Source organism: Pseudomonas sp. CBS (assembly GCF_024734645.1).
In the GTDB taxonomy this organism is placed as follows: Bacteria; Pseudomonadota; Gammaproteobacteria; order Pseudomonadales; family Pseudomonadaceae; genus Aquipseudomonas.
Window position 1 is genome coordinate 1,952,345 of the sequence record NZ_CP102929.1, and the last position, 22,063, is coordinate 1,974,407.

Sequence of the window (22,063 nt, forward strand, 5' to 3'; positions counted from 1 at the left end):
ACGATGTTACTGCCTAGGCAGCGAATGTCAAACGAATAGTTAGGTTGCTTGGTAATTAGCCGATAAAGGGTGGGAGCCGGGCTCCCACCCTTAACGTGTACGGATCAGAAATCGCGCTTGTAGAAAATATCCAGGGAGCTGGCGACGCCACTGGCCACTTCCAGGTACACCTTCTTGCTCAGCAGGTAGCGCAAGGCAATGGTGTTGGCCGGTTCAAAAACCCCGACGCCATAACGCAGGCTGAGCTTCTCCGAAATCTTGCCGCTGGCCACCACGGCGGTATTGGTGCCGCTGCCCTGGGTGTCCAGTTCAAAGTCCTGGATGCCCAGGTTCTTGGCGATGTCCGAAGTGACCCCGGCACTGCCCATCAAACCAAGACCCAGCGCCGCTTCTGCCAGCATGTTGTTGTCCTCACCGTTGGTGGTGCGTGATCGCCCCAACACCAGGTACGACAAGGCATCTTCCTGGGCCATGGCCGGCTCCGAGAAGATTTGCGTCGTCGGCTGCTCGGCACTGCCGCTCAGACGAATACCCGCGGTGACGGTCCGGGACGGCTCGGTGGTTATCCGCACCGCTTCGATATCCAGGAACGGCTGGTCAAGCGGCCCGGCGAACAGTAGCCGCGCACGACGCACTGTGAGGCGCTGGCCATAGGCGCGGTAGCGACCGTCGTTGAGCCACAGTTCGCCACGGGTGTCCATGTTGTCGCCGATGTGCACGTGGCCTTGCAGGTTGGCGGTGAGGCCAAACCCGGCGAAGCTCAGCTTGTCCTTGCCGACCTCCACGTCGATGTCCATCGCCATGGCCATCGGCGGTTTGCCCTCTTCGGTCTGGCTGCCGACGATCACCGTGTCATCCGAGACCTTGACCGTCGACGGCGGCAGTTCGCGCACAGTGATCTCGCCCCTGGGAATTTGCACCTTGCCGGAGATCGCCAGCTTGTCGTTCTTCATGCTGATTTTCAGGTCGGGTTCCACTTCCAGGGCCGCGTACGGCTCCACAGTAACCGGCAGTTGCGTGCCTTGCAGGGCGATGTCCACCGCCAGGGCCTGGCCCCAATCGATCTGGCCCTTGATAGTGCCCTGCCCGGCCTTGCCGCTGCGCCATCCGCCGCTGAGTTGCACGCTTTCGCCGGCAATCACCGCCTGGATATTCAGGCCTTCGAAACTGGTGGGCAGTTCCGGGCCGGAGATTTCGCCGCCGACCAGGTTGACGCTGCCGTTGACCTGAGGCGCCAGCAGGCTGCCGCCGATTCGCCCGTTACCGTTGAGCTTGCCGTTGAGTTTCTCGACCATGGGTACAAAGGGTCGGGCGACGGCGAGATCGAGGCCGGTCAGGCTGAAATTGCCGGTGACCGGTTTGTTCTTCGCCAGCGGATTGATCTGCGCCTGCAACAGCAACTCGCCGAGCTTGCCACCACGGAAGTTGAGCTGGGTGTCGATGCGCGTGGGGTTGAGGGTGGTTTCCAGCTTCAGCGTGTCGTACGGAAAATCCAGCCACTGATCCTTGTCCTTGACCCGCAGGGTGCCGCCGCTGGCATCCACCGAAACCACGCCTTTAGGGCCGCTGGCCGGCAGGTCAAGCTGTACGTCGGCATTGAGCTTGCCCTGCCAGGCGAAATCCTTGGGCAACCACTGGGCCAGGCTGTCGATGGGGAACTGCTTGAGGTGGTAACGCAGCTTCGGCTCAGGCATCAGGCGCTGGTCTTCGCCGCACAGGCTCGCCGGGCCGGAGACCCAGCAATGGGCAGCAAAGGTCAGCTTGCCGTCGGCCAGGCGTTCGATTTTCGCCGGTGCTTGCAGCTTCCAGTCCTGGCCACCGGCTTGCACATCGCCGCTGGCCAGGCGCCCGCGCCAGTTGCCTTTGTCGAGATTGCCGTCCAGGGCCAGGGCCAGCTTGAGCAAGGGGCCGGCCAGGTCGAGCTGGACTTTCTGGCTCTTGATATCGCCCTGGGCGCTGGCGGTGAAGGTGCCGAGCTGGGTTTCACCGGCCTGGATGCCACTGCCCTTCAAGTCGATTCTGGCGCGCTGGGCGGTATCGAGGTTTGCGTCCAGGGTCAGGTTTTGCAGACGATTGTCTTCAAAGGCCAGTTGTTGACCCACCAGGTTGAGCTTGCCTTGGGGGGCGTGCAGGGTGCCGGCGACGTCGAGGCGGCCGTTCATCTGCCCGCGCAGTTGCGGCCAGAGTTGGGCGAGGCGCGTCAGTTTGATGTCGATCTGCCCAGCCAGCCGTTGTTGCAGGCTGCCGCTGCCATAGATGCGGTTGTCGCCGAGGCGGATGTCGAGGGCACCGAGGGTCCACTGCTCGCCTGCGCCTTCGGCTTTGGCCTGAAGCACGGCGGGTTGGCCGCGCAAACGGCCCTTGAGGTCGAGGTCGGCATTGAGCTTGAGTTGCTCGTTCTTGATTTCACCCTTGCTGCGCAACGGGCCGGCCAGAGTACCCGGCAGTTCCGCGACCCAGTACGCCGGATTGATGGCCGACAGGTCCAGCGCAGTATCCCAGGCGATGCCATCGGCAAATTGCAGGTTCAGGTAGCCTTCGGCCTTGCCCTGGCCGGCGGCGAGTTTCAGCTCGGGGAGGAACACTTGCTTGAGGTCGCCGCTGAACGGGCTGGCCAGGCTGAACTTGCCCGCCGGGCCGTCGAGGTCGGCCTTGAAGTTGCCCAGGTAGTTGCCGTCCTTGTAGGAGACTTCGCCATTGAAGGTACGCAAGGCGACTTGGGGTTCGTCGATCACCGGGTACAGGCGATGCCAGGGGAAATCCAGCCAGTCGATTTTCGCGTCGGCGCTGAAGCCTTGCTGCCAGTCCAGATTGGCACTGAGCTTTAGGCTTTGCTTGTCGCCGGCATTCAGGTCCAGCCCGGCGATCTGCGCGCCCTTGGCGTCGACCTTGCCTTGCAGCAGCAGGTCCACCGGACCTTTTTCCGCCGGCAGGACGGCTTTGCCGAGCAGTTGGTAACCGTTGCTCAGGTCGCCCTTGGCGGTCAGGTCCAGCTGATTGAGTTGCAGGGTATCGGGCAGATCGGCGCTGGGTTTGAAGCCGTCGGCGGTGATGCGCAGCTGCGCCGGCAGGTTTTCCACCAGCGGTTGCAGTTCGCCGCTGAGTTTGGCCGGCAGGTAGCCGCTGCTGTCGGCGTCGAGCTTGAGGGTCTTGAGCAAATCACCATCGACCTTGAGCGCCAGCGTCCAAGGCGCACCGCCCGGCGCGTAAGGCAGGCTCAGGTTGCCGCTGGCGGCCAGCGGCCAATTGCCGGTGGGTTGCAGCAGGCCGGACAGGTCAAGGACCAAACCGTCCCGTTGCAGGTGCACCGAGTCGATCTGCATCCCGGCGGTGGTCCAGTGCGCCGCCAGTTGCAGGCCCTGAAGCTCTTCGCTGCCATTGAACAGCAGGCTGCCGATGCGGATGTCGCCCAACTGAATGGCGACTGGCAGTTTCAGGTCCGGCAGAGTAATCGGGCCGCTGCTTTCTTCGGTGCTGGGCGGAAATTGCAGGTTCACCTGCTCCACATCCAGCTGGTTGATGCACAAGGTCATGCGCATCAAACAGGCCGGCGACCAGTCGAACTTCGGTGCCTGCAGCTCCACGCGGCTGCTGTCTTGCTGCCACAACAGGTGGTCGGCACTCCACTGCCCGCCAAGGCGACCCTGGAAATTCTCCAGGGTCAAACCCGGCACCTGGCCCAGCACCCAACGGCTGCCGGCTTGGGTGCCCAGCACCGTCCACAGTGCCAGCACGATCACCACGAGGACCGCCAGAATGGCCAGCCCCGCTATTTTCAAACCACGCATCACAGCTCAGGCCCCATGGAAAAGTGCAAACGAATGCCGCCCGGATCTTCGAGGGCATGGGCCAGGTCGAGGCGGATCGGGCCGACCGGCGACACCCAGCGCACGCCCACACCCACACCGGTTTTCAGGCTCGGCATTTCCAGGGTGTTGAACGAGTTGCCTTGGTCGATAAAGGTCGCGATCCGCCATTTTTCGGCGATGGAATATTGATACTCGGCGCTAAGGGCCACCATGTAGCGGCCCCCAATGCGGTCGCCACGGTCGTTTTCCGGGGACAGGGTCTGGTACTCGTAACCCCGTACGCTCTGGTCACCACCGGCAAAAAACCGCAACGACGGCGGCACGGATTTGTAGCCGTTGGTGGCACTGCCGCCAAACTGCGCCCGGGCCAGGAAACGGTGGTTGTCCCACAGGGTGGTCAAGCCCTTGATTGTCGCCGTGCCGTAAAGCAGGTTGGTGTCGGAACCCAGGCCTTCCTTGGCGACCTTCGCGTCGAACAGCAGGCGATAGCCGTTGTGCGGGTCGATGCGGTTGTCGCTGCGCAGGTAGGAGTAACTGATGCCCGGCATCAGCAGCGTACTCAGGCCCGAGTCGTTGCCCAGGCGATATTCTTCGCGCTGCCATTTGAGCGAGATCACCCGCGTCCAGCCGCTGGGCAACTTGCTGTGCCACTCGGGGCCGAGGGTGAGCAGTTTACTCAGGGTGTCGGTGTTGGCGATTTCTTCATTCTGGTAGCCGCCGGCGAAACGCAGTTTGTCGGTGAGCGGCGGGTCCATGGGAATGTCGTACCACAGCCCGACGTTCTGCCGGGGCGCCGACAATTCGGCTTCCCAGCCATAACTGTGGCCCTGGGGGTTGACCCAGTGGCGCGTCCAGTTGGCCTTGCCCCGTGGACCGACGTCGGTCGAGTAGCCAAGGCCCAGGCCCATGGTGCGGGGCTTGCGGGTTTCGAGTTGCACGGCCACCGGGATCACGTCATTGGTCGAGGCGGCCGGGGCAGCGTCCACCCGCACGCCCTCGAAAAAGCCGCTGGATTGCAGGTTCTGGTTGAGTTCGGCGATCAGTTCGGAGTCGTAAGGCGCGCCGCTCTTGAACGGCACCATGCGTTGCAGCAAGTCTTCATCAAACGGCGTGTCGCCGGCAAAGCTGACCTTGCCCAAGGTGTAGCGTGGGCCGCTGTCATAAATGAGTTCGATATCGGCCACGCCCGCCTTGGGGTCGACCGAGAGTTTCTGGCTGGTAAAGCGCCCGCTGAAAAAGCCGTAGCGTGACGCCTGGTTCTGGATGACGCGCTTGGCGTCTTCGTAGTTGCCGTGGTTGAGCACGGCGCCGGATTTGAGTTGGTCGCTGGCGGGCACGCGAAAGGCTTTGAGGTCGGCGGCCTGGCCATCGACCCGAATCGTCACATTGCGCAAATGCACCGGTTCGCCGGGGTCGATGGTGAGGATCAGGCGCGGGTTCTTGCCGCCCTTCACATCGCTGGCAATCTGCGGTTGATAGTAGCCCAACGCCTGGGCAGCCTTGCGGGCCTGCTCCTCGGCGCCACGGCTGAACCGCAGCAGGGCTTCTTCGTCACGATCGCCGACCCCGCCGATATAGCCTTCGATGTTGGCTTTCAACGCGTCGTTTGAAGGCTTGATGCGCACATCCAATTCGCTTTGCGCCAAGGCGCCGCAGCTCGTGAACAGCAGAATCAAGCCGCTGGTAAATCTTCCTGGAAACTTCATAGGCCGGGATGCTACACGAGCTTGGGAGCGGGTTAGAACCCGGATTTGTCTGAATAATTCTGTCTCAAACCGTTGCAGCCTGTAACACCTGCGGATTTGCGTGAAAGAACACGTGTTCCAGAACAGGTCCTACAGCCACCTCGCCAATCTCTTCGTAGCCCTGGCGCTTATAGAACTCCAGATAGCGAGAATTCCCCGTATCCAGCACCACGCCAGAGGAATGCGGGTCTTCGGCGCACCAGTTGTGCACCGCTTCCAGCAATTGCTCACCGTAGTGTTTGCCCTGGAATTGCGGGTGAATCCCCAGCAACGGCAGCACATGCACCGAATCCGAGGGCAGGCACGCCAGCACCGCCTGATGGTATTCCAGGTAGCGCCGGGTGCCGCGCACACCGGTGCTCAGCCACATCCGTAACTGCCAGGCCCAGCTTTCGGTGATGCCCAGGCGGCGTGTCGGTGGCGCGATCAGGGCGATGCCGATCAGCCGGTCGTTGACCAACAGGCCAATGGCCGGCAGTTTCTGGAAGAAGTGTTGCTTGACCAGTTCACGCACCGTAGCGCGGACTCGCTGTTCGTAGCCGGGACGTTCGGCTTCGAAGATATAGGCGAACGTCGGCTCATGGCGATAGGCCTGGTACAACAGCGAACGGGCTTCGCGAGAATAGCCGCTGTCGAGCATGTGGATCTGGGCGATGGCAGTCGAGGTGTCAGGCATAACAGTGAATCTCCCCTGGGCGCTGACTCAAAAGGTTGCGCTCTTGTTATTACGAACGTCTGCGGCACTGTTTCGTTCAGTGTAGCCACCGGGCGTCGCTTCGCAGCCCAACGCAGCCTTGTGCCTCGGCAGCGGCTACAAGACTGGCTCCCGTCCTGCATTGTCGGCTAGCATCGCCCTTTTGCCAGACTGGACCGCCGACCATGAAAATCGTGTCTTTCAATATCAACGGGCTGCGTGCCCGCCCTCATCAGCTGGCGGCACTGATCGAGAAACATCAGCCGGACGTGATCGGCCTGCAGGAAACCAAGGTCCACGACGACCAGTTCCCGCTGGATGAGATCAAGGCCCTGGGCTATCACGTGTATTACCACGGGCAGAAAGGCCACTACGGTGTCGCCCTGCTCTCGCGCCAGGAACCGCTGGCGCTGCACAAAGGCTTTGCCAGTGACGAAGAAGACGCCCAGCGCCGCTTTATCTGGGGCACCTTCGCCGACGCCAATGGCAACCCGATTACCATCATGAACGGCTATTTCCCACAGGGCGAAAGCCGCGACCACCCCACCAAGTTCCCGGCCAAGCAGCGCTTCTACGAGGACCTGCAAACCTTGCTGGAGTCGCAGTTCAGCAATGACCAGGCCGTGGTGGTGATGGGCGACGTGAACATTTCCCCGGAAGACTGCGACATCGGTATCGGCGCCGACAACGCCAAGCGCTGGTTGAAAACCGGCAAATGCAGCTTCCTGCCGGAAGAACGCGAGTGGATGGCGCGCCTGAAGAACTGGGGCCTGGTGGACAGCTTCCGTCACCTCAACCCGGACGTGGCGGACCGCTTCAGCTGGTTCGATTACCGCAGCCGTGGTTTTGAAGACGAGCCAAAGCGCGGGCTGCGGATCGACGTGATCCTGGCCTCCCAAGGGCTGCTGCCCCGGGTGAAGGATGCCGGTGTGGATTACGACCTGCGTGGCATGGAAAAACCCTCCGATCATGCGCCGATCTGGCTGGAACTGAGCTGATTTCTTAACAGCAGCGCCGTTAAATGTGGGAGCGGGCTTGCTCGCGAATACGGTGTGTCAGTCACCGGATACGTCGACTGACACACCGTATTCGCGAGCAAGCCCGCTCCCACACTTTTTGACGGCGTGATGCCGGTCATATTGCTGAAACCTCTCTGACTTAATCTCGCGGCACTCCCTTTGGCTTGAGAAGGTGCCGGCATGATGCTGCGCGTTCTATCCCTGCTGGCACTGTTCAGCGCATTTCCCCTCGCCGCTTTTTCCACCCCACTGCCCTTCCCCGAATATGGCCCGGCCTTGCGCATCCAGGGTTCCAACACCATCGGCGCGGCGCTTGGTCCGGCGCTGGTCAAGGGGCTGATGGAGCAACAGGGGTTGCAAGCGGTGCACAGCGAGCCATCGGACCAAGCCAACGAACAACACATCATCGGCAAGACTCGCCAGGGCCAGCGGGTGACGGTGGAAGTGGCCGCCCATGGTTCCAGCACCGGCTTTAGTGCACTGAAAAAAGCCAGCGCCGACCTTGCGGCGTCTTCCCGGCCGATCAAGGACAGTGAATTGGTGGACCTGGAATCCCTCGGCGACCTGAAGAGCCCGGATGCTGAACAAGTCATCGCCATTGATGGCCTGGCGATCATCCTCAACCCGCGCAACCCGTTGGGTACGTTGAACACCGAGCAACTGGCGCAGATTTTCAGCGGCGAGGTTTCGACCTGGGAGCAAATTGGCGGCATCGGCGGCCAGATTCACCTGTACGCGCGAGATGATCAGTCCGGCACCTACGATACCTTCAAGGAGCTGGTGCTCAGCCGTCGCGGCAAAGCATTGGATGGCAGCGCCAAGCGGTTCGAGTCCAGCGAGGCGTTGTCGGATGCCGTCAGCCATGACCCGCAGGGGATCGGTTTTATTGGCTTGCCTTATGTGCGCCAGGCCAAGGCAGTCGCCATTGTCGATGGCGACTCACAGCCCATGCTGCCGTCGAACAGCCTGATTGCCACCGAGGATTACCCGCTGTCACGCCGGTTGTTTTTCTATCTGCCGCCGGCTGGGCACAACCCCTGGGCCAAGGCCTTGGTGGACTTTGCGCAAAGCAGCAAGGGCCAGGCGATTGTGGCCGCCAACGGCTTTATCGCCCAACAGGTACAGGCCATGACCGTGGAACCGCGAGCGCCGATGCCCGAGGATTACCAGGCGATTGCCCGGCAGGCGCAGCGGCTGACCGTGAATTTCCGGTTTGAGGAAGGCAGCGCCAGCCTCGACAACAAGGCGCGCCAGGACTTGGTGCGGGTGGTGGCTTATATAAAGCGCCACGGCAAGCTGGACAAGCAGGTGACGCTGGTGGGGTTTGGGGATGCCAAGAGTGATGCGCAACGGGCGGCGCTATTGTCGAAGTTGCGGGCGATGGCGGTGCGGCGGGAGTTGGTCAAGAGCGGCGTGGTGCTGAGGGATATTCGCGGATTTGGCGCGCAGATGCCGGTAGCGGCGAATACGGCGGATGAGGGACGGATCAAGAATCGGCGGGTGGAGGTTTGGGTGTATTGAGGACGCGGAGCGTCCGGGGCAGCATTCCCACGTAGAGCGTGGGCACGATCAACTGGCCTCATCGCGGGCAAGCCCGGCTCCCACAGTGACTGCATTCCCCTGTGGGAGCTGGCTTGCCTGCGATGAAGACGCCTCGGTGTTACTGGCCGCTGCGCATCATCTCCCGTGGCACATACTTGCCGATTTCGAACTTGCCGATCGCCGCGCGGTGCACTTCGTCCGGGCCGTCGGCCAGGCGCAGGGTGCGCTGCATGGCGTACATGTAGGCCAGCGGGAAGTCGTTGGAGACGCCGGCGCCACCGTGGATCTGGATCGCACGGTCGATCACCTTCAACGCCACGTTCGGCGCCACTACCTTGATCTGGGCGATTTCGCTTTTCGCGACCTTGTTGCCCACGGTGTCCATCATATAGGCGGCTTTCAGGGTCAGCAGGCGCGCCATGTCGATTTCCATCCGCGAGTCGGCGATCTTGTCGATATTGCCCCCCAGACGAGCCAGCGGTTTGCCGAAAGCGGTGCGGCTGACGGAACGCTTGCACATCAATTCCAGCGCGCGTTCGGCCATGCCGATGGAGCGCATGCAGTGGTGGATACGGCCAGGGCCAAGCCGACCTTGTGCGATTTCAAAGCCCCGGCCTTCGCCCAGCAGGACGTTTTCGTACGGCACCCGGACGTTTTCGAAGTGCACTTCCGCGTGGCCATGGGGCGCGTCGTCGTAGCCGAACACCGGCAGCGGGCGCACGATTTTCACACCCGGTGCATCCACCGGTACCAGGATCATCGAGTGCTGCTGGTGGCGCGGCGCATCCGGGTTGCTCAGGCCCATGAAGATCAGGATCTTGCAACGCGGGTCGCAGGCGCCGGAGGTCCACCATTTTTTACCATTGATCACCCACTCGTCGCCGTCACGTACCGCACGGGCCGCCATGTTGGTGGCATCGGAGGACGCCACGTCCGGCTCGGTCATGGCGAATGCCGAGCGGATCTCGCCACGCAGCAAGGGCTCCAACCAGCGCTGTTTCTGTTCTTCGTTGGCGTAGCGCACCAGCACTTCCATGTTGCCGGTATCCGGGGCCGAGCAGTTGAACGGCTCGGGCCCCAGCAAGGAGCGGCCCATGATTTCCGCCAGGGGGGCGTATTCCAGGTTGGTCAGCCCTGCGCCCAGTTCGGACTCCGGCAGGAACAGGTTCCACAGGCCTTCGGCTTTAGCCTTGGCTTTCAACTCTTCCATGATCGCGGTGGGCTGCCAGCGGTCACCTTCGGCAACCTGGCGTTCGAATACAGGCTCGGCCGGGTAAACGTAAGCGTCCATGAACGCGGTGACGCGTTCACGCAGTTCCTGAACCTTGGGCGAATAGGCGAAATCCATGGGCAGCACCTTCTCAATGGAGGTTGTTGAGGTCATGAATCGATGCTAGAACAGCGTTGATAATTTACCTAGCCTATTCTCGGCGTGTATTAACATTCATCACCGATATATGATCGGCGTATGGACACCTAACAATAAGAGCGCAGCGAAATGAATTTGAGCAAGGTCGACCTCAACCTCTTCATCGTCTTTGACGCGATCTACACCGAAGCCAACCTGACCCGTGCCGGGCAGATTGTCGGGATTACCCAGCCGGCGGTGTCGAACGCTCTGGCCCGCCTGCGGGAGACGTTCAACGACCCGCTGTTCGTGCGTACCGCCCAAGGCATGGTGCCCACGCCCATGGCCCAGAACATCATCGGCCCGGTGCGTAATGCCCTGTCGCTGCTGCGGGTATCGGTGCAGGAAAGCCGGATTTTCAACCCGCAACAGGCCGCCAAGACCTACCGCATCAGCATGACCGACCTCACCGAAGCGGTGATCTTGCCCGCACTGTTCCAGCGTTTGCGCCGCCTGGCGCCGACGGTAGTGATCGAGAGCTTTCTGTCCAAACGCCGGGAAACCACCAAGGAACTGGCGGCCGGTCGCCTGGACTTTGCGGTGGATGCGCCGCTCAACACCGACCCGCAAGTGCGCCATGTAAAGCTGATGGAAGACCGCTACGTGTGCGCCATGCGCAAGGGGCATCCGATGGCGGGCAAGGACAAGCTCACGCTGGATGACTACCTGTCGCTGACCCACATTCATATCTCCAGCCGGCGCAACGGCCTGGGCCACGTCGACCTGGCGCTGGGCAAGATGGGCCTGCAGCGCAAGATCGCCCTGCGCTCCCAGCACTACCTGATGGCCTCGCAAGTGTTGCAGCAGACCGACATGGTGATGACCGTGCCGGAGCGCTTTGCCCGGCGCCATGAACTGCACTGGTTCAACCTGCCGGTGAATGATGTGCCCATGGTGGAAACCCACCTGTACTGGCACGAAAGCACCGACCAGGACCCGGCCAACCGCTGGATGCGCGAGCAAATGATCGAGTTATGCCAGCAAGTGACGGCCCATGAGAAGAAGCTGGATAAACTGTAGGAGCGAGCTTGCTCGCGAAAAACCCGAGAGCGCCGCGTTGAACCAGACAGCCCGCGTTATCGTTAGCGTTTTTCGCGAGCAAGCTCGCTCCTGCAGTGGGTAATGCGCTTGACGTTAACGTCAACCAGCCATTAGCTTAACGCTCAAGACACTCCTTGAGCGCCCCCATGAGCACGACCTACAGCATCTCCGACCTCGCCCGCGAGCTCGACATCACCACCCGCGCCATTCGCTTCTATGAAGAACAAGGCCTGCTGTCCCCGGAACGCCGGGGCCAGGAGCGCATTTATTCGCCCCGGGACAAGGTCAGCCTGAAGTTGATCCTGCGGGGCAAGCGCATCGGCTTCTCCCTGGCCGAGTGCCGGGAGCTGATCGAACTCTACGACCCCACCAGCGGCAACCAGAAACAGCTGCACAGCATGCTGGCGAAAATCGCCGAGCGCCGCGAGCAGCTGGAGCAACAGTTGCTGGACATCGAACAGATGAAGCTGGAACTGGACACCGCCGAAGAGCGTTGCACCCAGGCGCTGGAACAGACCATTCAGGGCCAGGTTGGCCATTCATAAAAGGTAGCTGCCATGTCCCTTCCCTCTCATGTGCGCCTGGTGGAAGTCGGTCCGCGCGACGGCCTGCAGAATGAAGCGCAACCCATCAGCGTCGCCGACAAGGTGCAATTGGTGGACGCCCTGAGCGCCGCCGGCCTGGGTTACATCGAAGTCGGCAGTTTTGTGTCGCCCAAGTGGGTGCCGCAGATGGCCGGGTCGGCCGAGGTGTTTGCGCAGATCCAGCGCAAGCCGGGCGTGACCTATGGCGCACTGGCGCCGAACCTGCGGGGTTTTGAAGATGCGCTGGCGGCGGGCGTTAAGGAAGTCGCGGTGTTTGCGGCGGCGTCCGAGGCGTTTTCCCAGCGCAATATCAACTGCTCCATCAGTGAAAGCCTGGAGCGCTTCGTGCCGATCATGGACGCGGCCAGGCAGCATGGCGTGAGCGTGCGGGGTTATGTGTCGTGTGTGTTGGGTTGCCCCTATGAAGGTCAGGTCGCACCGGAACACGTCGCGGTAGTCGCTCGCGAGCTGTTTGCCATGGGCTGCTATGAAGTGTCCCTGGGCGATACGATCGGCACGGGCACCGCAGGCGCCACGCGGCGGATGTTCGAGGTGGTCGGCGCGCAGGTGCCACGGGACAAGCTGGCCGGTCACTTCCATGACACCTATGGCCAGGCCATTGCCAATATCTACGCCAGCCTGGAGGAAGGTATCCAGGTGTTCGACAGCTCTATTGCGGGCCTCGGCGGGTGCCCCTATGCCAAGGGTGCCAGCGGTAACGTCGCGACCGAAGATGTGCTGTACCTGCTCAATGGCCTGGGCATCGAGACGGGTATCGACATGGACAAGCTGATTCTGGCGGGCCAGCAGATTTGTACGGTCCTCGGGCGCCCCACGGGTTCGCGTGTGGCGAAGGCTCGCAGCGCGGGTTGAGTAGCGCGCCTGTGACGATGTGTTACCTCGCGGCTACACATCGGGTAACACGGGAACATATCTTGTCGCATTTCCTGAAGGAAATTTCTCACCAAAAAATTAAGCCATTGATTTTAAAGGACTTTAAAAAGTTGGCACGGCTTCTGCTATCTCTATTGCATAACAAGAATAAAAAGCACCAAACCTAATAAAAATAAGACGTAACGACTCTGACATAACAAAAACAACACGGCAGAGACGCAGCTAACAGATTTTTTTGGAGAAGATGTGCTTCGCAGGGTACGGCTAGCCGAAACCCGCAACCGGATAGAGAAGAACAAAAAACTACCTTCAGGTAGCTACCCTCTGGTTGGATCGCGTGCGAAGAAGCAGATCAGCGCTCAAAAAAATACGTTTGCTCTTGACCCCGGATGGGGGTCGCCAAAAACAGCGGTAAAGGGCCACGGTTGCCAAAAACAACAACAGACCGCCCCTCAATAATAAAAAAGAGCACGCAACGACAAATTAAAGGGGACCTTCGGGTCCCCTTTGTGCTTTCTCGGGGAAGGTGATTTGGGTGTATATCCGTTTTTTGGGTGATGGCTGAAATGGGTTCCGCTCTTACAGCGGCTCACTTTTGAAAAGCGCAAAAGTAAGCAAAACGCTCTTGCCCCACCACTCGGCACCTCGCCTAGGCTCGGTGTGCCCTCACTCCGGCTTTGGACCGTGGGCCGCCGTCATGGGCCATCCCTGGCCCAGGACGGCTAACCTGGCGTCCTGCCAGGTTACCCACGCTCCAAAGCCTGCGTTCGGCCAGCGTGGTTTAACGGGGCGCCTAAGATCAAGATCAAAAGCAGATCAACAGCACAGCGGCCTACCGGCCGGCTTGAGTGTTAAAAGCAAAATCAAAATCTAAAGCGGGCACGGTCCAAATGTGGGAGCGGGCTTGCTCGCGAAGGTCGTTAACGATGACGTGGGCATTCTGGATGAACGCGGCGCTCTCAGGTTTTTCGCGAGCAAGCCCGCTCCCACAGAAAAGCAGATCTGTTTTCGCTCTGGTTTTTGCTTTGGCTGTTAACACTCAAGCCGGCCGGGAGGCCGCTGTGCTTTTGCTTTTGCTTTTGATCTTGATCTGACTGCCCCAATAAGCCCGAGGCCGAACGCAGGTATTGCGGAGCGGGTAAACCGGCAGGACGCCGGTTTAGCCGCGCCGGGCCATGGATGGCCCGTCGCGGCGGCCCGCTTCGCGGTGCCGGAGTGAGGGAACACCGAGCCTAGGCGAGGTGCCGACAGGCGGGGCAGAGCCCTTTGCTTACTTTGGGGCTTTTCCAAAGTGAGCCGCTGTAAGAGCGGAACCATAAGTAGCCGTTACCTAAATAACGGATATACACCCAGAGCCCCCTCACCCCCTCCCCAACTCCTCAATCATAATTTCCCGCATCCGAAACTTCTGAATCTTCCCCGTCACCGTCATCGGAAACTCATCCACAAATTTAAAATGCTTGGGCATCTTGAAGTGCGCAATCCGCCCCTTGCACCACGTCTGCAGCTCAAGCTCATTAGCCACATGCCCCGGATGAAACTTGATCCATGCCACAATCGCCTCACCATAACGCTCATCCGGAATCCCGATCACCTGCACATCCGCCACCGCCGGATGAGTAAAGAAAAACTCCTCCAACTCCCGCGGGTACACGTTCTCGCCACCACGAATGATCATGTCCTTATTACGCCCGGCGATGCACACATACCCATGTTCATCCATGGTCGCCAGGTCGCCGGTGTGCATCCAGCCCGCCTCGTCGATAGCCTCACGAGTGCTGTCAGGATTGTTCCAGTAACCCAGCATCACACTGTAGCCACGAGTACACAGCTCACCTATCTGGCCCCGCGCAACCGTGTTACCCGCCTCGTCGATGATCTTGCTTTCCAGCTGTGGCTGGGTACGACCGACGGTGGTCACCCGCCGCTCTAGGTCGTCATCCGGCCCGGTCTGCAACGACACCGGGCTGGTTTCAGTCATCCCATAGGCAATCTGCACCTCACTCATGTGCATCTCGCTGATGACCCGGCGCATCACTTCGATCGGGCAGGTGGCGCCGGCCATGATCCCGGTGCGCAGGTGCGACAGGTCGAATTCAGCGCGGCGCGGGTGATCAAGCATGGCGATAAACATGGTGGGCACGCCGTAAAGCCCCGTGGCCCGTTCTTCAGCAACGGCGCTCAGGGTCAGCAGCGGGTCGAAACCGTCATTCGGATAGATCATTGTGGTGCCATGGGTGATACAGCCCAGGTTGCCCATCACCATGCCAAAGCAGTGATACAGCGGCACCGAGATCACCAGGCGGTCTTGCGCGGTCAATCCCAGGCTTTCGCCAACCATGTAGCCGTTATTGAGGATGTTGTGGTGACTGAGGGTGGCGCCTTTGGGAAAGCCGGTGGTGCCGGAGGTGTACTGAATGTTGACGGGTTGATCGAAGTGCAGGCTGGCCTGGCGGGTTTGCAGTTGCTCGGGCGGAATGCCTGCGCCGAGCGCCGCCAATTGCGACCAGGGCGTGAACCCCGGGGGCGGGCTGGGATCCAGGCTGACGATGCCGCGCAGGTCGGGCTTCAATTCCTGCAGCATGCCGTGGTAATCGGAGGTCTTGAACGACCCGGCGCACACCAGCCACTGGCAACCGGATTGCTTGAGTACGTACTCCAGTTCACTGCTGCGATACGCCGGGTTGATGTTGACCAGAATCACGCCGAGCTTGGCGCTGGCGATCTGGCTGATGCACCACTCGGCGCAATTCGGGGCCCAGATGCCCAGGCGGTCGCCGGTTTGCATCCCCATGGCCAGGAACGCACGTGCATGCAAATCAACCGTCTCTGCCAGTTGCCGCCAGGTGTAGCGACGCTGTTGATGGGCCACGACCAACGCTTCGCCGTCGGGGTAGCGCGAAACCGTTTGATCAAAGGCTTGGCCGATAGTCATGGCCAGCAAGGCCTTGTCTTGAGAGCCACGGCTGTAGCTCAGATTCGATTGAACCATAACGACCCCTGTTGTCTTTTTTGTAGGTTGACGTAAACGTAAACTACGATTGACAGGCCTGCAACGCAAGTTTACGTTAACGTAAAGGTGATCGCCCTACCCGGCGCATTGGCCACACAAAAACAACGCTAGAAGGTGCCCGTCCATGAGTTACCCCTCCCTGAACTTCGCCCTCGGTGAAACCATCGACATGCTGCGCGACCAGGTGCAGTCCTTCGTGGCCAAGGAGCTGGCGCCACGGGCTGCGCAGATCGATATCGACAACCTGTTCCCCGCCGACATGTGGCGCAAGTTCGGCGACATGGGCCTGCTGGGCATCACCGTACCGGAAGAATACGGCGGCGCCGGCCTGGGCTACCTGGCCCACGTGGTGGCGATGGAAGAGATCAGCCGGGGTTCGGCTTCGGTGGCGTTGTCCTACGGCGCGCACTCCAACCTCTGTGTCAACCAGATCAACCGCAACGGCACCCACGAGCAAAAACTCAAGTACCTGCCCAAGCTGATCAGCGGCGAGAACGTTGGCGCCCTGGCGATGAGCGAACCGAACGCCGGTTCCGACGTGGTCTCCATGAAGCTGCGCGCCGATAAACGCGGCAGTGTGTATGTGCTCAACGGCAGCAAGACCTGGATCACCAACGGCCCCGACGCCAACACCTACGTGATCTACGCCAAGACTGACCTCGAAAAAGGTGCCCACGGCATCACCGCGTTTATCGTCGAGCGCGACTCGAAAGGCTTCAGCCGCAGCAACAAGTTCGACAAGCTCGGCATGCGCGGCTCCAACACCTGCGAGCTGTTTTTCGATGACGTCGAAGTGCCGGAAGAAAACATCCTCGGCGCATTGAATGGCGGCGTGAAAGTGCTGATGAGCGGCCTTGATTACGAACGCGTGGTGCTCTCCGGGGGCCCGACCGGAATCATGCAGGCCTGCATGGACCTGATCGTGCCCTACATCCACGACCGCAAGCAGTTCGGCCAGAGCATCGGCGAGTTCCAGCTGATCCAGGGCAAGGTCGCCGACATGTATACCCAACTCAACGCCAGCCGCGCCTACCTGTACGCGGTGGCCCAGGCCTGCGAGCGCGGCGAAACCACGCGCAAGGATGCCGCCGGGGTGATCCTGTACAGCGCCGAACGTGCTACCCAGATGGCCCTCGACGCGATCCAGATTCTCGGCGGCAATGGCTATATCAATGAATTCCCGGCGGGCCGTCTGCTGCGTGACGCCAAGCTGTATGAAATCGGTGCCGGCACCAGTGAGATCCGGCGCATGTTGATCGGTCGCGAACTGTTTAACGAAACCCGCTGAACGGAGCGCGCACCATGGCTACCCTGCACACCCAGCTCAACCCGCGCTCGGCGGAATTCGCCGCCAACAGCGCGGCGATGCTCCAACAGGTCGACGCCCTGCATACGCTGCTCGCCCAAGTGCAGCAAGGCGGCGGCGCCAAGGCTCAGGAGCGGCATACATCCCGAGGCAAACTGTTGCCGCGCGAGCGGATCAATCGCTTGCTCGATCCTGGCTCGCCGTTCCTTGAACTCAGCCAACTGGCCGCTTACCAGGTGTATGGCGAAGACGTGCCGGCGGCCGGGGTGATTGCCGGGATTGGTCGGGTGGAAGGCGTCGAGTGCATGATCGTCGCCAATGACGCCACGGTGAAAGGCGGTTCGTACTACCCGCTGACAGTCAAAAAACACCTGCGCGCCCAGACCATCGCCGAACAGAACCGCCTGCCGTGCATCTACCTGGTGGACTCCGGCGGCGCCAACCTGCCGCGCCAGGACGAAGTGTTCCCGGACCGCGAACACTTCGGGCGGATCTTCTTCAACCAGGCCAACATGAGCGCCCAGGGCATTCCGCAGATCGCCGTGGTGATGGGCTCCTGCACCGCCGGTGGCGCCTATGTGCCGGCCATGGCGGACGAAGCAATCATGGTGCGCCAGCAAGCCACCATCTTCCTCGCCGGCCCGCCGCTGGTGAAGGCGGCGACCGGTGAAGTGGTCAGCGCCGAAGACCTGGGCGGTGCCGATGTGCACTGCAAGATTTCCGGCGTCGCCGACCACTATGCCGACAGCGACGAACATGCGCTGGCCCTGGCCCGGCGCAGTGTGGCCAACCTCAACTGGCGCAAGCTGGGGCAATTGCAACAACGCACGCCGCTGGCACCGCTTTATAGCAGCGAAGAGCTGTACGGCGTGATCCCGGCCGACGCCAAGCAACCGTTCGACGTGCGCGAGGTGATCGCGCGGCTGGTGGACGGCTCGGTGTTCGATGAGTTCAAGGCACTGTTCGGCACCACTCTGGTGTGCGGCTTTGCGCACCTGCACGGCTACCCGATTGCGATCCTGGCCAACAACGGCATCCTCTTCGCCGAAGCTGCGCAGAAAGGTGCGCACTTTATCGAGCTGGCCTGCCAGCGCGGGATTCCACTGTTGTTCCTGCAAAACATCACCGGGTTTATGGTCGGCCAGAAGTACGAAGCCGGCGGCATCGCCAAGCACGGTGCCAAGCTGGTGACGGCGGTGGCGTGCGCCAAGGTGCCGAAGTTCACCGTGATCATCGGCGGCAGCTTCGGCGCCGGTAACTACGGCATGTGTGGCCGTGCCTATGACCCGCGTTTCTTGTGGATGTGGCCCAACGCACGCATCGGCGTGATGGGCGCCGAGCAGGCGGCCGGCGTGCTGGTACAGGTCAAGCGTGAGCAGGCCGAGCGCGCGGGCCAGGGTTTCAGCAGCGACGAGGAAGCCGCGATCAAGCAGCCGATCCTCGACCAGTACGAAACCCAGGGCCACCCCTACTACTCCAGCGCACGGCTGTGGGACGACGGCGTCATCGACCCGTTGCAGACCCGCGACGTGCTGGCCCTGGCCTTGTCCGCTTCGCTGAACGCCCCCATCGAGCCGAGCCGCTTCGGCGTGTTCCGCATGTAAATGGAGCTGCACCCCATGACCGATTTCAACACCCTCGAACTGATCACCGACCCCCGTGGCTTTGCCACCCTGTGGCTCAGTCGTGAAGCCAAGAACAACGCGTTCAACGCCGAAATGATCCGCGAATTGATCATTGCCCTGGACCAGGTACAAGGCGACCCGGCCCTGCGGTTCCTGGTACTGCGTGGGCGCGGCAAACACTTCAGCGCCGGTGCCGACCTGGCCTGGATGCAGCAGTCGGCCGAGCTGGATTACCACACCAACCTGGACGATGCCCGTGAACTGGCGGAGCTGATGTACAACCTCGCCAAGCTGAAGATCCCGACGCTGGCGGTGGTTCAGGGCGCGGCCTACGGCGGTGCCCTTGGGTTGATCAGTTGCTGCGACATGGCGATTGGTGCCGATGATGCGCAGTTCTGCCTCTCGGAAGTACGCATTGGCCTGGCGCCGGCGGTGATCAGCCCATTCGTGGTGCAGGCGATCGGTGAGCGGGCTGCCCGCCGCTATGCCCTGACGGCGGATCGCTTTGGCGGTCAGCGGGCGCGGGAAATCGGTTTGCTGGCGGAAAGTTATCCCGCTGATGATTTGGACATCCACGTCGAAGTGTGGATTACCAACCTGCTGCTCAACAGCCCGGCAGCCATGCGCGCCAGCAAGGACCTGCTACGGGAAGTCGGCCACGGGGCGCTGACGCCCGCGCTGCGTCGCTATTGCGAAAACTCCATCGCCCGGATCCGCGTCAGCGCCGAAGGCCAGGAAGGCTTGCGCGCCTTTCTGCAAAAACGCGCGCCCAACTGGCAGCCTCAGGAGCCGCGTTCATGAAGACGCTTACCACTGTATTGGTGGCCAATCGCGGCGAAATCGCCTGCCGGGTGATGCGCACCGCCAAGGCCATGGGTTTGAGCACTGTGGCCGTGCACAGCGCCACGGACCGCGACGCGCGGCATGCCCGCGAGGCGGATATTCGTGTGGACCTGGGCGGCAGCAAGGCCGCCGACAGTTACCTGCAAATCGACAAATTGATCGCCGCGGCCAAAGCCAGCGGTGCCCAGGCGATTCACCCGGGTTATGGGTTTCTTTCCGAGAACGCCGGGTTTGCCCGCGCGATTGAAGCGGCCGGGTTAATCTTCCTCGGCCCGCCCGCCTCGGCCATTGATGCCATGGGCAGCAAATCTGCGGCCAAGGCGCTGATGGAAACCGCTGGCGTGCCGTTGGTGCCCGGTTACCACGGTGACGCCCAGGACCTGGAGACCTTCCGCCAGGCGGCCGAGCGCATCGGTTACCCGGTGCTGCTCAAGGCCACGGCAGGCGGTGGCGGCAAGGGTATGAAAGTGGTCGAGGACGTCAGCCAGTTGGCCGAAGCGTTGGCCTCCGCACAGCGTGAAGCGCTTTCATCCTTCGGCAACGCGCAGATGCTGGTGGAGAAATACCTGCTCAAGCCACGCCATGTGGAAATCCAGGTGTTCGCCGACCAGCACGGCCATTGCCTGTACCTCAACGAGCGCGATTGTTCGATCCAGCGCCGCCATCAAAAAGTCGTCGAAGAAGCCCCCGCGCCGGGCCTGAGTGCCGAGCAGCGCAAAGCCATGGGCGAAGCAGCGGTGCGTGCCGCACAGGCCATCGGTTACGTGGGCGCGGGCACGGTAGAGTTTCTGCTGGATGCCCGGGGCGAGTTTTTCTTCATGGAAATGAACACCCGGCTGCAGGTGGAACACCCGGTAACCGAAGCCATCACCGGCCTGGACCTGGTGGCCTGGCAGATCCGTGTGGCTCAGGGCGAGCCACTGCCGATGACTCAGGAGCAAGTGCCGCTGCAGGGGCATGCGATTGAAGTACGTTTGTACGCCGAAGACCCGGCCAATGATTTCCTGCCGGCCACCGGGCACCTGGCGCTGTACCGCGAATCCACGCCAGGGCCGGGGCGCCGGGTGGACAGCGGTGTCGAGCAAGGCGACAGCGTCTCACCGTTCTACGACCCGATGCTGGGCAAGCTGATTGCCTGGGGCGAGGACCGCGAGCAGGCGCGCCTGCGGCTGCTGAGTATGCTCGATGAGTTTGCCGTGGGTGGCCTGAAGACCAACCTGGGCTTTTTGCGGCGCATCATCGGCCATCCGGCGTTTGCGGCTGCCGAGCTGGATACCGGATTTATCCCGCGTTATCAGGGTGAGCTGCTACCTGCGCCAGGCGATCTGAGCGATGAGTTCTGGCAGGCCGCCGGCCAGACGTTCATGCAGACCCAACCGAGCAGTGATTCCAGTTCGCCTTGGGCAGACACGCGCGGCTTTCGCGCCGGCTTGCCGGCCGAGGTTTCCCTGCATTTGAGCTGCAACGGCCAGGATCGGCTGGTGACGCTGCAAGCCGGCGTTAACCCGCCACAGGTGCGTGGCGAGCAGTTGCTGGTCGACCAGCAAGGCGTGCGCCGCGCCCATCTGGCGGTACGCGAGGGTGGCAGTGTGTTTTTGCGTTGGGATGGCGAGGTGCATAGCGTCAGCCTGTTCGACCCGATTGCCGCCGTGGACGCCAGCCAGTCCCATCAGGGCGGCCTGACCGCGCCGATGAATGGCAGCATCGTGCGGGTGCTGGTGGAGGTTGGGCAATCGGTTGAAGCCGGTACGCAACTGGTGGTGCTGGAAGCCATGAAGATGGAACACAGCATCCGCGCGCCCCATGCCGGGGTGGTCAAGGCGCTGTACTGCCAGGAAGGGGAAATGGTCGGTGAAGGCAGCGCATTGGTGGAGCTGGAAGCCGCGAGCTAACACCTCGTGACCGCCTGCACCACCACGCCGATGATCCGGCATTCTTCGCTGAAGAGCATTTTCGGGTAGGTCGGGTTGAGCGGTACCAGGTAAAGCTGGCCGCTTTGCTTCACCAGTTTGCGCAAGGTCGCCTGGGGATTGAATGCCCATTGGGCCACCACCAGTTTGCCGGGCTCGGCCTTGATGGCCGGGTCCACCAGAACCATCATGCCCTCGGTGATGCTCAAGCCGCTGGGGGCAGCCATGGCATCCCCAATCACCCGCATCCAGAATGCCTTGCCACGGGCGTGGTAGTCGCTCATCTGGAAACGAGTCGCGCCATATGGCCGAGGTTCTTCCTGCAATGGGTACCCTCCCTTCCCTTCGCTCACCGGATAACGGTAATTCGGGTTGTAGTGCGGCGTCAGTTCCAGTTCCTCAGGAGATGGCGCAACCGCTTTTTCGCGAATCACCAGCGCCACCTCGAGGTCATCGAGGCCGAGCTCCTGCATCACCCGGTTCATGTCGGCCAGGCTCGGCACCCGACGCTTGTTCAGCCAATGGCCGACCCCGCCCTGGGACATGCCCAGGCGCGACGCCAGTTGATCCTGTGTGACCTTGAGGTCTTTCATGCTGGCCTTGACCAGCGCTATCCACTTATCCATGGGG

The 22,063-nt window shown here is 61.6% G+C and carries 15 protein-coding genes; 9 read left to right on the forward strand and 6 right to left on the reverse strand.

Annotated features, from left to right (window positions below; genetic code table 11):
• Positions 1-104: 104 nt before the first annotated feature.
• From NVB75_RS08755 to NVB75_RS08765, 3 genes are all read right to left on the reverse strand, one after another.
• On the reverse strand, positions 105-3,788 hold the full coding sequence (locus NVB75_RS08755; protein ID WP_258346854.1) for a translocation/assembly module TamB domain-containing protein: 3,684 nt from the start codon (positions 3,786-3,788) through the stop codon (positions 105-107).
• Entirely contained in the window at positions 3,788-5,515 is a 1,728-nt protein-coding gene (locus tag NVB75_RS08760; RefSeq protein ID WP_023658973.1) for an autotransporter assembly complex family protein, read from the reverse strand. The genes NVB75_RS08755 and NVB75_RS08760 overlap by 1 nt, the downstream gene beginning before the upstream one ends.
• A 64-nt stretch (positions 5,516-5,579) precedes the next feature.
• Positions 5,580-6,230 carry an N-acetyltransferase gene (locus NVB75_RS08765; protein ID WP_003211798.1) on the reverse strand — a complete coding sequence of 217 codons (651 nt, stop codon included), beginning with the start codon at positions 6,228-6,230 and terminating at the stop codon, positions 5,580-5,582.
• A gap of 203 nt (positions 6,231-6,433) precedes the next feature.
• On the opposite strand from NVB75_RS08765, the gene xthA reads away from it, so the two are divergent.
• Both xthA and NVB75_RS08775 read left to right on the forward strand, forming a co-directional pair.
• Positions 6,434-7,246, forward strand: coding sequence for an exodeoxyribonuclease III (gene xthA, locus NVB75_RS08770; RefSeq protein WP_003211800.1), 813 nt, complete (start codon positions 6,434-6,436; stop codon positions 7,244-7,246).
• Between the two features lie 201 nt (positions 7,247-7,447).
• Entirely contained in the window at positions 7,448-8,788 is a 1,341-nt protein-coding gene (locus tag NVB75_RS08775; protein ID WP_258346855.1) for a phosphate ABC transporter substrate-binding/OmpA family protein, read from the forward strand.
• Positions 8,789-8,927: 139 nt separating this feature from the next.
• On the opposite strand, the gene NVB75_RS08780 is transcribed toward NVB75_RS08775, so the two are convergent.
• Complete coding sequence (locus NVB75_RS08780) at positions 8,928-10,157, reverse strand: acyl-CoA dehydrogenase (RefSeq protein ID WP_226476315.1); 1,230 nt, start codon at positions 10,155-10,157, stop codon at positions 8,928-8,930.
• A 150-nt stretch (positions 10,158-10,307) separates the two neighbouring features.
• On the opposite strand from NVB75_RS08780, the gene NVB75_RS08785 reads away from it, so the two are divergent.
• The 3 genes from NVB75_RS08785 to NVB75_RS08800 all read left to right on the forward strand — a co-directional run bounded on the left by NVB75_RS08785 (position 10,308) and on the right by NVB75_RS08800 (position 12,715).
• Positions 10,308-11,237: a LysR family transcriptional regulator gene (locus NVB75_RS08785; RefSeq protein ID WP_076014198.1), complete on the forward strand. Its 930-nt coding sequence runs from the start codon at positions 10,308-10,310 to the stop codon at positions 11,235-11,237.
• Positions 11,238-11,404: 167 nt separating this feature from the next.
• Entirely contained in the window at positions 11,405-11,803 is a 399-nt protein-coding gene (locus NVB75_RS08795; RefSeq protein WP_003211806.1) for a MerR family DNA-binding transcriptional regulator, read from the forward strand.
• Positions 11,804-11,815: 12 nt separating this feature from the next.
• Positions 11,816-12,715 carry a hydroxymethylglutaryl-CoA lyase gene (locus NVB75_RS08800; RefSeq protein ID WP_177027202.1) on the forward strand — a complete coding sequence of 300 codons (900 nt, stop codon included), beginning with the start codon at positions 11,816-11,818 and terminating at the stop codon, positions 12,713-12,715.
• Positions 12,716-14,096: 1,381 nt separating this feature from the next.
• On the opposite strand, the gene NVB75_RS08805 is transcribed toward NVB75_RS08800, so the two are convergent.
• Entirely contained in the window at positions 14,097-15,728 is a 1,632-nt protein-coding gene (locus NVB75_RS08805) for an AMP-binding protein (protein WP_258346856.1), read from the reverse strand.
• Between the two features lie 145 nt (positions 15,729-15,873).
• Between NVB75_RS08805 and NVB75_RS08810 the strand changes: the two genes are divergently transcribed.
• The 4 genes from NVB75_RS08810 to NVB75_RS08825 are packed head-to-tail and all read left to right on the forward strand — an operon-like array spanning position 15,874 to position 21,415.
• Positions 15,874-17,037 carry an isovaleryl-CoA dehydrogenase gene (locus NVB75_RS08810; protein WP_258346857.1) on the forward strand — a complete coding sequence of 388 codons (1,164 nt, stop codon included), beginning with the start codon at positions 15,874-15,876 and terminating at the stop codon, positions 17,035-17,037.
• 14 nt (positions 17,038-17,051) lie between these two features.
• The gene (locus NVB75_RS08815) at positions 17,052-18,659 is read left to right on the forward strand and encodes a carboxyl transferase domain-containing protein (RefSeq protein ID WP_258346858.1); all 1,608 of its coding nucleotides are present in this window, start codon (positions 17,052-17,054) and stop codon (positions 18,657-18,659) included.
• A 15-nt stretch (positions 18,660-18,674) separates the two neighbouring features.
• Positions 18,675-19,481 (forward strand): gamma-carboxygeranoyl-CoA hydratase, encoded by an 807-nt coding sequence (locus tag NVB75_RS08820; RefSeq protein ID WP_258346859.1) that lies wholly within the window; start codon positions 18,675-18,677, stop codon positions 19,479-19,481.
• Positions 19,478-21,415 carry an acetyl/propionyl/methylcrotonyl-CoA carboxylase subunit alpha gene (locus NVB75_RS08825; protein ID WP_258346861.1) on the forward strand — a complete coding sequence of 646 codons (1,938 nt, stop codon included), beginning with the start codon at positions 19,478-19,480 and terminating at the stop codon, positions 21,413-21,415. The genes NVB75_RS08820 and NVB75_RS08825 overlap by 4 nt, the downstream gene beginning before the upstream one ends.
• On the opposite strand, the gene NVB75_RS08830 is transcribed toward NVB75_RS08825, so the two are convergent.
• A complete protein-coding gene (locus tag NVB75_RS08830) occupies positions 21,412-22,059 on the reverse strand; it encodes a LexA family transcriptional regulator (RefSeq protein WP_258346862.1) in 648 nt (215 codons plus the stop codon). The two genes, NVB75_RS08825 and NVB75_RS08830, sit on opposite strands and share 4 nt — an antisense overlap.
• Positions 22,060-22,063 lie beyond the last annotated feature (4 nt).